This is a genomic window from Flavobacterium frigoritolerans (assembly GCF_025847275.1).
Lineage (GTDB): Bacteria > Bacteroidota > Bacteroidia > Flavobacteriales > Flavobacteriaceae > Flavobacterium > Flavobacterium frigoritolerans.
The window spans coordinates 97442-110655 of sequence record NZ_JAOZEV010000010.1; the positions used below are offsets into that span (position 1 = coordinate 97442).

Annotated in this window: 9 protein-coding genes; 8 read left to right on the forward strand and 1 reads right to left on the reverse strand. The window is 34.1% G+C overall.

All coding sequences use genetic code 11. The annotated features are described in order from the left end of the window. The first annotated feature begins 8 nt into the window (after positions 1-8). From OIU80_RS13385 to OIU80_RS13410, 6 genes are all read left to right on the forward strand, one after another. Positions 9-1481, forward strand: a complete 1473-nt coding sequence (locus OIU80_RS13385; RefSeq protein ID WP_264287506.1) for a RagB/SusD family nutrient uptake outer membrane protein — start codon at positions 9-11, stop codon at positions 1479-1481. A gap of 28 nt (positions 1482-1509) precedes the next feature. After that, positions 1510-3441: an arylsulfatase gene (locus OIU80_RS13390; RefSeq protein ID WP_264287507.1), complete on the forward strand. Its 1932-nt coding sequence runs from the start codon at positions 1510-1512 to the stop codon at positions 3439-3441. 390 nt (positions 3442-3831) lie between these two features. Then, positions 3832-4911, forward strand: coding sequence for a sterol desaturase family protein (locus OIU80_RS13395; RefSeq protein WP_264287508.1), 1080 nt, complete (start codon positions 3832-3834; stop codon positions 4909-4911). A gap of 4 nt (positions 4912-4915) precedes the next feature. Next, positions 4916-5626, forward strand: coding sequence for a thioredoxin domain-containing protein (locus tag OIU80_RS13400; protein WP_264287509.1), 711 nt, complete (start codon positions 4916-4918; stop codon positions 5624-5626). Positions 5627-5749: 123 nt separating this feature from the next. Further along, positions 5750-7012 (forward strand): YeiH family protein, encoded by a 1263-nt coding sequence (locus OIU80_RS13405; protein ID WP_264287510.1) that lies wholly within the window; start codon positions 5750-5752, stop codon positions 7010-7012. Positions 7013-7203: 191 nt separating this feature from the next. Then, on the forward strand, positions 7204-8847 hold the full coding sequence (locus OIU80_RS13410) for an arylsulfatase (protein WP_264287511.1): 1644 nt from the start codon (positions 7204-7206) through the stop codon (positions 8845-8847). A gap of 168 nt (positions 8848-9015) precedes the next feature. Here OIU80_RS13410 and rocD read toward each other — a convergent pair whose 3' ends face one another. Then, a complete protein-coding gene (rocD, locus tag OIU80_RS13415; RefSeq protein WP_264287512.1) occupies positions 9016-10269 on the reverse strand; it encodes an ornithine--oxo-acid transaminase in 1254 nt (417 codons plus the stop codon). A 146-nt stretch (positions 10270-10415) separates the two neighbouring features. On the opposite strand from rocD, the gene OIU80_RS13420 reads away from it, so the two are divergent. Next, entirely contained in the window at positions 10416-10868 is a 453-nt protein-coding gene (locus tag OIU80_RS13420; protein ID WP_264287513.1) for an Lrp/AsnC family transcriptional regulator, read from the forward strand. Positions 10869-10913: 45 nt separating this feature from the next. Then, entirely contained in the window at positions 10914-13115 is a 2202-nt protein-coding gene (locus tag OIU80_RS13425; RefSeq protein WP_264287514.1) for a penicillin acylase family protein, read from the forward strand. The last annotated feature ends 99 nt before the right edge of the window (positions 13116-13214 follow it).

The window sequence follows — 13214 nt, forward strand, 5'->3', positions numbered from 1 at the left end:
GATAAACGATGAAAAAAATAATAATAACATTACTAGTAAGTGCCAATCTATTTGTATCGTGCACAGAACTTGAGGTAACACCAACCTCTTTTGTAACCGAAGATAAGTACTTTAAAACACAAGATGATGCAGTTGCAAGCGTAAATGCAGTATATGCCTCATTGAGTCTTGATCCGGGTGAGCAAAGTTTATTTGGGAGAAATCTATATTTCCTTACTGATATGGGATCTGATTATGCTGCCGCAGGAGTTTCAGCAACTAATCCTCAAGTTAGAGCAATGAGCAGTTTAACTCACGATGCCACTAATGATCGTGTTCAGGTTGCTTGGCGCCAAATTTATTCTGGAATAAACAGAGCCAATGTATCGATTGATAATATCCCTAAAGTATCAGGTTCTGAAGTTGTAAAAACAAGATTAATTAATGAAGCTAAATTCATTAGAGCCTTGTTATATTTTCAGGCAGTTCGTCTTTGGGGCGATGTACCGATTGTTTTACATGAACCAAAATCAATCCAATTAGAAAGTCTAAAGTCAAGAAGAGAAACTGTAGATGCTGTCTATCTTCAAATTATTTCAGATTTAAAAGATGCTGAAAACTTACCTCCTACTTATCCTGCAAATGATGCCGGACGTGCCACTTCGGGAGCTGCAAAAGCTATTTTGGCTAAAGTGTATTTGACGAGAAAAGATTGGCCAAATGCTATCCTTAAAGCTAAAGAAGTTATTAATGGTGGTTATGGATATGCCCTTTTTGAAAGTTTTTCTGATGTATTTAATAAAACAAGAAAGAACGGAAAAGAACATATTTTTTCTGTACAATTCGAGCCAAATCAAGCAGGTAATGGATCTAGCGGAAGTACTTTTCAAGGAACTTCTTTTACAGGATTTACTGCCACTGAACCAGCAGACATTATCTCGGATGTAGCTTTGTTTTATGATACTTACACTGCAGGAGATACGAGAAGAGATGTGAGTTATGCAAAACAATTGCTCAATCCTACTACAGGAATACTTTATACTTTTCCGAAGCCAATATTTAAAAAATATCTGGATCTCACCAACTTAGCAACTCCAGGTAATGTAGCAATTAACTTTCCTATTATTCGCTATGCCGATATTTTATTGTCTTTAGCAGAAGCAATAAATGAACAGGGAGCTCCAACAACCGAAGCTTATGAAGCTTTGAACCAAGTAAGAAGAAGAGCTTATGGAAAACCAATCAATACACCAGATCCTACGATTGATTTATCAGGATTAACTCCTTCCACATTTAGGGCAGCCATTCAGGAAGAACGCAAAAAAGAATTTGTTCAGGAAGGGCAACGCTGGTATGATTTAGTACGCTGGGGAACCTTAGTTACCGAAGTAAAAAAAGTAACTGCCAAGGCTTCTGTTTCTGAAAGAAATAATTTATACCCAATTCCGCAAAGCGAACGAAATATTGATCCGATAGGCTTACCTCAAAACACAGGATATTAACTACAAACCATAATCAAAACTATTTAAAATGAAAAAAATCAAAAATAACAGTACAATCAAAAGTCCTAAAAAAAGGCTTTTGATTACTGCTTTACTTGTTACGCAATTAGGAGCATTACAAGGATTTGCACAAACAAATCCAGATGCCAGCTTTAAGGGAGTAATTGGTAAAACCTTAGCCGATTCTAAAGAATATTGGCCAGAACCAGTTGTGGCACCACAAGGAGCACCAAATATTGTCTGGATTTTACTTGATGATGTAGGATTTGGCGCTTCTAGCTCTTTTGGAGGTTTGATACAAACACCCACTTTTGATAATTTGGCAAATAATGGCTTGCGTTACACCAACTTTCATACAACGGCAATTTGTGCACCAACCCGTGCCGCTTTATTAACCGGAAGAAATTCAGGAAGAGTACATGTTAGCGGATTCTCGCATACTGTTATGTCAGCTGGTTTCCCTGGTTGGGACGGAAGAATCCCTTCTGATAAAGGAACCATTGCTGAGATTTTAAGAGATAAAGGATATAATACTTTTGCAGTAGGTAAATACGGATTGACTCCTGATGAAGAAGCTACCGATGCTGGACCATTTGACAGATGGCCAACCGGTAAAGGTTTTGAACACTTTTTTGGATTCCTAGGATCACAAACCGATCAATACAAACCCGATTTAGTAGAAGATAATGCTCATGTTACTCCAGATGGCAGGCATTTAACGGATCAGATTACCGATAAAGCCATTAGTTATATTACCAAGCAACACAAAGCGGCTCCCAACAAACCATTTTTCTTGTATTATGCACCCGGAGCGGTTCATGCACCTCATCAGGTAGCCGAATCTTGGAGCGATCAATATAAAGGGAAATTTGATGAAGGTTGGGATGTATATCGTGAGAAAGTATTGGCTAATCAGAAAAAATTAGGTGTAATTCCTACCAATGCCATATTACCAGAACGCAATCCGCTTATTACCGATTGGAAAAAATTAACTGCTGATCAAAAGAAAGTATATGCCCGATTTATGGAAGTGTACGCAGGGTATCTTACTTATACCGATCACGAAATAGGAAGAATTGTAAACCATTTAAAAGAAACCAATCAATTAGAGAATACTTTAATTTTTGTTGCAATTGGTGATAATGGTGCTAGTAAAGAAGGTACCTTGCAAGGTACAATTAACCAATCTCTTTTTTCTAAAACCGTATCCGATGAGCAAAATCTTCAAAATAATTTAAACAATATTGGAGAAATTGGAACTGCACAAGGTTTAAATACTAATTATCCGTTAGGATGGGCACAAGCAACAAATTCGCCTTTTAAAAACTGGAAACAAGATGCACAATCTGAAGGCGGAACACGTAATCCGCTGATTGTTTATTATCCAAAAGGAATAAGCGAAAAAGGAGGAATAAGAAATCAATACAGTCATGTAACTGATCTACTCCCTACTACCCTAGATATTGCTGGAATTAAAGCGCCAGAATATATTCGTGAAATTAAACAAGACATCATACAGGGTTCTACTTTATATGCTTCACTTAATAATGCAAAAGCAGAATCCTTACACAAAGTGCAGTACTACTATATTTTTGGTAACAGAGCCATTTACAAAGACGGTTGGAAAGCTGCTGCAGCACATCTCCCTGATTCATTTGCTATAAAAAATTCATTGGGCAAAAACGAAGCACCAACACCAAGCAATTTTGATACTGATGTTTGGGAATTATACAACCTAAACGAAGATTTTAACGAACGTATAAACTTGGCAAAAAAGTATCCAGAGAAATTGGCAGAGCTAAAAAAGGTGTTTGATGAACAAGCAAAAGAAAACAACCTTTATCCGCTAATCGACTGGCAAGATGTATTTAATAGAAGAATACATAATCTTGGAGCCGATAAAGGAAAAACGCTTCAGGATTTGGCTAAAAAAGCAACACAATCTGGAGCTGCTAATTAATAATAGCCTTGAAAATAATTCGCAAAAATGTATTTACCACATAGAAACATAGATTGAAAAACAAAATTTAAGGTATTTCTAGAAAATTATAATTTTTTCGCATAATGCTATGTGATTTATTTTAAATGAAACGTCTTTTTAAAACTATCTAAACTATGCTTCTCTGTGTTAAAAAATTATGCTCAATGGACCAATAATAAATCTAATTCAGCTCTATTATAAAAACTCAAAAGAGCTGAATAATTAAAATAAATTCCACATAATATGAAACGAGTAGACTTTGAAATAATAGGAAAAAAAATCATCGTTGGAGCGATTATTTTTTTAATTCCGCTAATCATTTTGGCAGGAGGCTTAACATTAATTAATCAAATTTTAAAATAAGAAATCATGGCAACAACTCATAATTCAAATAGCAAACTAAAAAGAGATTTAGTAATCAGTCTTTTTATATACTCATTGCCAGTATTGGCAATTTACTTATATTTTAAATTTAGTAATGGCATCGTAAGTGAATCACATATCACATTACCTTCTTTTTTAGAATTTGTAAAACCTGCATTCCAAAATATTCGTAGTTGGGGATTAATTGCTTTTATGCTGGTTTTAGGCATCATCGAATTTGCTGCCGGCTTATACGATGATCAATGGACTGGTGAAGAACGAAAAATCGATATCGTTTGTTTCCTTGCCCCAAAATTACTTTTACCACCAGTTATTGCTTTTTTTAGTTTAACGGTTTTACCATATATAATTCCGAATCTAGAAAATTCACTTTCTTGGGTTCCCTTTTGGGGAGGTTTTTTCTTAATAGCAATAGCCGATGATTTAACTCAATATTGGTACCACCGCTTGCATCATCAAGTACCATTCTTATGGCGTTTTCATAGAACACACCATTCGGCTCCATACATGGGAATGGCAATGGCTTCTAGACAAAACTTTATCTACACGGTATTCTTTTCTCAAATATACTTAACAGCAACCCTAACTTATTTAGGATTAGGATTGCCTGCTTTATTTGTTTTGGTGATAAAAAGTTTTATCACTTTGGGAGCACATTCTAGTATTGCCTGGGACAAACCATTTTACAAATACAAAGTTTTACATCCTATTGCATGGGTTTTAGAACGATTAATTTCGACTCCTGCCACACATCACGCTCATCATGCTGATACTAGTGGAGATGGCGTTGGGCATTTTAAAGGCAACTTTGGAAATATGTTTTTCATTTGGGATATGATTTTCGGAACAGGTTTAATAACACGCAAATTTCCAAAATCGTATGGAATGAAATCATACAAACAAGAAGAATGGTATGCACAATTTCTTTGGCCAATATTCAAATCTAAAAAAGAAGGAAGTGCCTTAGCCGAAGGAGTGCTTGCGGTTCCATTAACACAAAAAGCAAATAATACTGCTAACCAAAGTCCAAGTCCAGTTTATTTTGAACAACAAACTCATTCTTAAAACTATGAAAAATTCAAAACTTAAAAATAGCCTCACAGCATTAGTCTTGCTATTTACAATTGCAGGCTTTGCTCAAGATAAAAGTTCGAATATAGTATCGCTAGATGAATTTTATTCGAAAATAAAAAGTCAAAAAAATCCTCAGATAATTGATGCGCGAGGTGCAGATGAATTTGCTCTGAATCATATCAATGGCGCTGTCAATTTTAATCTACAATCCGAAAATTATGGCAAATATGTGGCTGCATTAGATAAATCAAAACCTGTATTCATCTATTCAATTGGAGCTGGACGAAGTGTAGCCTTAGAAAAAGAACTATTAAAAAATGGATTTGCAGCAGCCTACAGTTTAGAAGGTGGAATTGCCAACTGGATTGGAAACGGAAAACCTTTTTATACTAATTCAAAAAGTAAATTATCACTAACAGAATACAACAAAATAGTTGCCGAAAATAATTCTGTTCTAGTAGATATTGGATCTAAATATTGTGGCGCTTGCAAAAAAGTAAAACCAATTTTAGAAACTATCAAAGCACAATACGGTGAAAAATTAAAAATTGTTGAAATCGAACTCGAAGACAGTCCACAGATAATTGCAGATTTAAAAAACATAAATATTTTTCCAACCTTGATTTTATATCAAAAAGGGGAAATTATTTTCAAGAAAGAAGGCATAAACAATTTGAAAAACGAGGTTGATGTGGCTTTGAATTAAAGGTTTTACAGGAGGTACTAAGGCTCTGAGGTGCAAAGGTACAAAGGTTTTCTTGTAGAGACGTAACGCACCGAATTGCATCTTCATCAGGGCAAAGATTTTATGTAAATAAAAAATATTAAAATGTCAATTAAAACAAAACAATATACCATTCACGAAGACTGGACAGTCGTTATTTTAGGATTTTTAATAATTGGGATATCTCTATTTATTTTTCTTCCAGAAGTTCCTGTATTCAAGTGGGAAAATGCAACAGATTTATTAAACAATGTCTTTGATTCAGAGAATTTACAAATCATTGGATTACAATCTATATACCTTATTTCGATAGGAACAATTGGCGCTTTTTTAACTGGAAAATCGGTAAAAAATTTCTTATTTGGCTTTCCAATTGTTTATGTATTAACCGTAATTGCTTTAATAATTGCTGGAAACACGACGATAAAAGGATTCAATCTAGAAGCCGTAATTTTTAGTTTGATAATAGGTTTAGCCATTGGTAATTTTTTCAAACTCCCAGAATGGTTTCGTTCAGCACTTGCTACAGAAGTATTTGTAAAAATCGGATTGGTCATATTAGGCACAAGCGTCATTTTCTCCGACATTCTTAAAGCAGGTACATTAGGATTAGCTCAAGCTTTGGTAGTCGTATTATCCGTTTGGTACTTTGCCTTTTGGTTGTGCAAAAAACTAAAAGTCGATGATGAACTAACGATGATGATTTCTAGTGCCGTTTCTATTTGTGGCGTTTCTGCAGCAATTGCGACATCAGGCGCTATCAAAGGAGATTCTAAGAAACTATCCTATGTCATTTCGATGGTATTAGTAACTGCAATCCCCATGATGATATTTATGCCCATCATTGCCAAATATTTCAACTTTCCCGAAGAAGTAACTGGAGCTTGGTTAGGTGGTAGCATCGACACCTCGGGAGCAGTCGTAGCATCAGGTTCATTAGTAGGAGAAACGGCTCTAAAAATAAGTACAATTGTAAAATTCTCTCAAAATGTGTTATTAGGACTAGCCGCTTTTGCCATATCTGTTTACTGGACCTATACCCATAATAAATCAGCCGAAGCCGTAGCATCCAAACCTACATTGGGAGTTATTTGGGAACGTTTTCCAAAGTTTGTCATCGGTTTCATAGCCGCTTCGTTAGTTTTTTCGTTCCTGCTTACTCCCGAAGTTCGAGATCAAGTTAAGGATAGCTTAAAGAACCTACAAGGCATTTGGTTTGCTCTGGCATTTACAAGTATAGGACTAGAAACCAACTTTAAAGATTTGCTTAGCAACAACAGCAAAAAACCATTATATGCCTTTTTAATAGCACAATTATTCAATGTAATCATTACGTTAATAATAGCCTTTTTACTTTTTAGTAAATAAGCATATTTTAAACACATAGAGACATAGAAAAACAAATTATAAAAAAGACTTTTCACTCAAAATAAAACACATAGCTATGTTAAAAAATCATGATTTTCTATAAAACATCTTAAAATTCAATTTTAAATCTATGTCTCTATGTGTTAAAAAAAATACAGCTAATATTTACCAATTAAAAAACATCAATTAGAATGAAAAAAATATTTATCACACTAAACCTGCTACTAACAACAGTTGTTTTAGTTCAGGCACAAACTAATCCTCAAAAACCAAACATTATCCTAATTATGGTAGATGATATGGGCTACTCCGATTTAGGAAATTATGGATCAGAAATAAAAACACCGAACCTCGATAAACTAGCCAAAGAAGGATTGCGATTACGAGAGTTTTACAACAACTCTATTTGTGCACCAACCAGAGCTTCCTTATTAACTGGACAATATCAGCATAAAGCAGGCGTTGGCTTCTTTGATGTAAATCTTGGCCTGCCAGCCTATCAAGGTTATTTAAACAAAGAATCATTGACCTTGGGAGAAGTTTTTCGTTCTGGAGGTTACAGTACTTTATTATCCGGAAAATGGCACGTAGGTTCTGAAGATCAAGTACAATGGCCAAACCAAAGAGGATTTGATAAATTTTACGGAATACTAAAAGGAGCATCAAACTATTTTGATACCAAACCCTTACCATTCGGAAAAACACCCTATCCAGTAAAACTCATAAAAAATAATGTCGAATTACACCCAAAAGACGATTCGTATTATTTCACAGACGAAATAGGAAATAATGCCGTAACATTTCTAGAAGAACAAAATAAAGAAAACAAACCCTTCTTTTTGTATTTAGCCTTTACAGCACCACATTGGCCATTGCAAGCAAAACCTATAGATATTGCTAAATACAGAGGCAAATTTGATGACGGTTGGGATATTTTAAGAGAAAAAAGAATTCAGAAATTAAAAGAAAACGGAATCCTTCAAGCAGATCAAACCATTGGCCCAAGAGATCCCGAAGTACCAGAATGGAATAAACTAACGTATGACGAAAAACAATTCTGGAAAGCCAAAATGGAAGTTTACGCAGCAATGGTCGATAATATGGACCAGAATGTTGGGAAAATTTTAAATGAATTAAAAACACTAAAAAAAGACAAAAACACGCTAATAATTTTCATTTCTGATAATGGTGCGCAAGGCGGTTTCAATAGCTACAATCAATTAAACAGAAATCTTGTAAGAAACACAGGGCCAGTAGGAACATCAGGATCATTTGATTATCAGGAACAAAACTGGGCTTACTTATCTAATACTCCATTACAACAATATAAAAATAACATGCACGAAGGAGGTTTTAGTTCTCCATTTATTGCATGGTATCCATCGCAAATAAAAGCAGGAAGAATTGATAAAGGAACGGGGCATATCATAGACCTTGCCCCTACATTTTATGAATTAGCTGGAATAGAATATCCCAAAGAATATAATGGTGTGACAACAAACCCTTTGGTTGGGAGCAGTTTGTTACCTGTTTTGTTTAATAATGTTTCGCAGGTAAATCGAGGCACACCATTATTTTGGGAAAGAGCAGGAAACCGAGCTGTACGAGATGGCAAATGGAAACTAGTTTCGATATATCCATCATACGAATGGGAACTTTATAACATCGATACTGATAGAGGCGAAACCACCAATATAGCACAACAAAATCCTGGAATTGTAAATCAATTATCTGCAAAATATTTTGAATGGGCCGATAAAACAGGAGTAGTAGAATACAGTAAATTCAAACTAAAAACCGAGGTAATGCCTGGTGGAAACCCTTTAAAGAAATAGTTGCTTTTTTTGATATTTTAAGCAATTATAAACGAAAAGCGATAGTACTCAAACTATCGCTTTTTTATTTTTCAGGAGCAATCTCCTGCTGTACACTATATCTTTTTCTGTCAAAAAAAGCCAGAAAAAGGATGCCGTTCCCATCAGGGCTAGGCTATAAATTGTTACTTATTTTTTAAAATCGTTAAGCGCTTTTTCTATAATAGCAAGACAATCCTTAATTTGATCTTCGGTAATAACCAAAGGTGGAGCCAAACGAATTTTGTTTCCATGAGTAGGTTTAGCCAATAATCCGTAATCTCTAAATCTCAAACAAATTTCCCAAGCAAGATCAGATTCTTCGTCGCAGTTAATTACAATTGCATTTAGCAAACCTTTTCCACGAACCAGAGTAATAAGGTTATTACGTTTTGCGATATCATTTAAACCATTACGCAAGATAATTCCCAAACGTTCTGCATTTTCAGATAAATTCTCATCTCTTACAACCTCAAGAGCTGCAATCGCAACAGCAGCAGCAACAGGATTTCCTCCAAAAGTCGAACCGTGTTGTCCTGGTTTAATAACGTTCATGATAACATCATTACACAATACAGCCGAAACAGGATATACACCACCAGATATTGCTTTACCTAAAATTAAAATATCAGGTTGCACATTTTCATGGTGTACTGCCAATAATTTTCCTGTACGAGCAATTCCCGTTTGAACTTCATCGGCAATAAATAAAACATTATGTTTTTCGCAAAGTGCTTTAGCTTTAGCCAAATATCCTTCAGAAGGAACATAAACCCCAGCTTCACCCTGAATTGGTTCAACAAGGAAACCAGCGATATTTTTAGATGATTCCAATACTTTTTCCAAAGCATCAAGATTATCATATTCTATTTTTATAAACCCAGCCGTATAAGGACCAAAGTTCTTACGTGCGCTTTCATCATTAGAGAAAGAAATAATAGTAGTTGTTCTACCATGAAAATTATTCTCACAAACAATAATTTGTGCTTCATGCTCTGCAACTCCTTTTACTTCATATGCCCATTTACGACATAATTTAATAGCAGTTTCTACAGCTTCAGCACCAGTATTCATTGGTAAAACCTTATCAAAACCAAAAAACTTAGTTACAAACTCTTCATAGTTTCCTAATTTATCATTGTAAAAAGCTCTTGAAGTCAGCGTTAATGTTTGTGCCTGATCTACCATTGCTTTCACAATTTTAGGATGACAATGTCCTTGATTTACCGCAGAATATGCCGATAAAAAATCATAATATTTCTTTCCATCAACATCCCATACATGAACCCCCTCACCTCTTTCTAAAACTACCGGTAAAGGATGGTAATTATGAGCACCATATTTATTTTCTTTTTCGATTAATACATTAGATTTTGACGAAAGAATTTGTTGAACTTGTTCCATGATCTTTATTTTTAACTTTTTACAAAAATAAGACTATTTTTTAATTTTACAATAAAATTCAATACTTTTGACTTCATTAAGAGCCTAAAAAGTCAATTTAAACTTATTTACCCAAAATAAAGTCAATTTAATTTAAAGCAAAACTCATGGATTCATTAGACGAATTTGACATCAATATCATCAAACAATTAGAAAAAGACGGTCGAATGGCATATTCTGCAATTGCAACCAACTTAAAAATTTCTAATACAATGGTGCATCAGCGCATCAATCGTTTAATAGAACAAGGTGTATTATCAGGAATAAAACCAGTTGTAAATGAAAAAAAAATTGGGTATGATTGGGCATCATTTACAGGAATAACCCTCAATAAAGATTCCGATTCTGACAGAATAATCGAAGAATTAAAAAAAATTCCCGAAATCACCGAATGTTATTTTGTAACAGGTTCATTTACCCTTTACATAAAAATCATCGCCAAGAACCATGAGCACATGAGAAAAATACTCTACGAAAAAATCGATAGTATTCCAGGAATCGCTAAAACAGATTCTATTATAGAATTAGGTTGTGCCTTCAAGCGAAATGCAAGTTTATAAAAAATACATTAATTTCGGAGGAAACTTAATTATAGGTAAATCGATATGTCTTATTCTAAAAAAACAATTCAATTAGCGCTCCTTTTTTGCAGTTTTAGTATATCCATTTTTTCGCAAAATGTAAGCAAAAAAGAAATCAAAAAATTTCAGGAAATTGCACAAAAAGTTACCATAATTCGAGATAATTGGGGAATCCCGCATATCTATGGCAAAACAGATGCTGATGCAGTTTTTGGTTTAATGTATGCACAATGCGAAGATGATTTTAAGCGAATTGAGATGAATTATATTGAAAAACTAGGACGTCTTTCAGAAATAAAAGGACAATCAGTTTTATACAATGATCTGGAAATACGTCTTTTAATTGATACTCAAGAAGCAAAAGCAGATTATAAAAAAGCACCAATCTGGCTCAAAAAACTTTTAAATAGTTATGCAGATGCTATCAATTTTTATTTATACAAACATCCAGAAGTAAAACCAGCTCTTTTAACTCGTTTCGAACCTTGGTTCCCTTTACTTTGGACCGACGGAAGTATTGGGGCAATAAGCACTGCCGATCTTACAACTGGTGAATTAAAAGCATTTTATTCTGGAAACAATGACAAAGTAGCTTATCTAGAACGAGAAAAAAATGTACAAACAGGCTCAAACGGTTTTGCATTTTCACCATCAAAAACAGCTGACGGGAATGCAATTTTATACATTAATCCTCATACAACTTTTTACTTTAGACCAGAAGTTCAGGTAACAAGTGAAGAAGGGCTAAATGTATATGGAGCAGTAACTTGGGGGCAATTTTTCGTTTACCAAGGTTTTAATGACTATTGCGGTTGGATGCACACATCATCAAATGTAGATGTTGCTGATATGTATGCCGAAAAAATTGTCACTAAAAACGGAAAATTATTTTATGAATTCGATAAAAAACTACTACCTGTTGTCGAAAAATCAATTACAATAAACTATACTGAAAACGGAAAATTAATTCCTAAAAAATTCAAAACTTATTTTACCAATAACGGACCGATTATGGCCAAACGTAATGGGAAATGGATTAGTTTAAAATCAAATAATAGATCGATGACTAGCCTAATTCAGAGCTGGGTAAGAACAAAATCAACCAATTTTGAAGAGTATAAAAAAGCGATGGATTTAAAAGCTAATACTTCCAATAATACCGTTTATGCAGATAACAAAGGAAATATTGCCTATTGGCACGGCAATTTTATCCCAATAAGAGACAAAAACTACAATTGGGCAAAAGTCGTTGATGGTTCCATTTCATCAACACAATGGAAAGGCCTTCATGAAGTAAATGAAACAGTACATATATACAATCCTATAAATGGCTGGCTTCAAAATTGTAATTCTACTCCCTATTCAGTAGCAGGAGAAAACAGTCCGAAAAAAGAAAACTATCTACCGTACATGGCACCTGATGGAGAAAATTTTAGAGGAATAAATGCCGTTCGCTTATTTAGTAAAGGAGATAACTATACATTAGACAAAGTAATTACCGATGGCTATGATAGTAAACTGTCTATATTTGAAATATTAATACCTGCTTTAGTCACTCATTTTGAAAAAGACATCAAATTAACCGACTTAGAATACAGTGATTTATCTGAACCAATTTCGGTTCTAAAAAACTGGGATTATTATGCCAAAGAAAATTCTATAGCAACAACATTAGCAGTAGAATGGGCATATAAATTAGATCCAATTATCTTAAAAGCCTATATCGATGAAGGCGAATTGGATCAGGTTGAAAACACCATGAATTTTGCGAAAAATGCAACTGCAGCTCAATTAATCCCACAATTACAATCTGTCTTAAACGAACTAAAATCAAAATGGGGAACATGGAAAATAGCATGGGGCGAAATTAACCGCTTTCAACGTTCTAACGGTGATATCGATTTAAAATATGACGATTCAAAACCAAGTTTACCAATTGCTTTTGGTCCAGGTTCATGGGGAAGCCTGCCATCATTTAAAAGCAGTTATCAAAATGATTCTAAAAAACGTTACGGATATAATGGTAATAGTTTTGTTTGTGCAGTAGAATTTGGTACAAAAATAAAAGCGAAGTCATTATTAGCTGGAGGAAACAGTGGAGATCCTGCCTCAAAACATTTTACTGATCAAGCTGAAATGTATCAAAAAGGAGATTTTAAAGAAGTCTTATTTTATAAAGAAGATGTTATAAAAAATGCAGAAAAAACCTATCATCCTGGTAAATAATTTACATCCTAACAATCGGTTTATAAAAAACTTAGAAGAAATACATTTTGAAATTTTTTTGTAACATAAAATTTCTAATATTTGTTTAAATTTACGAAA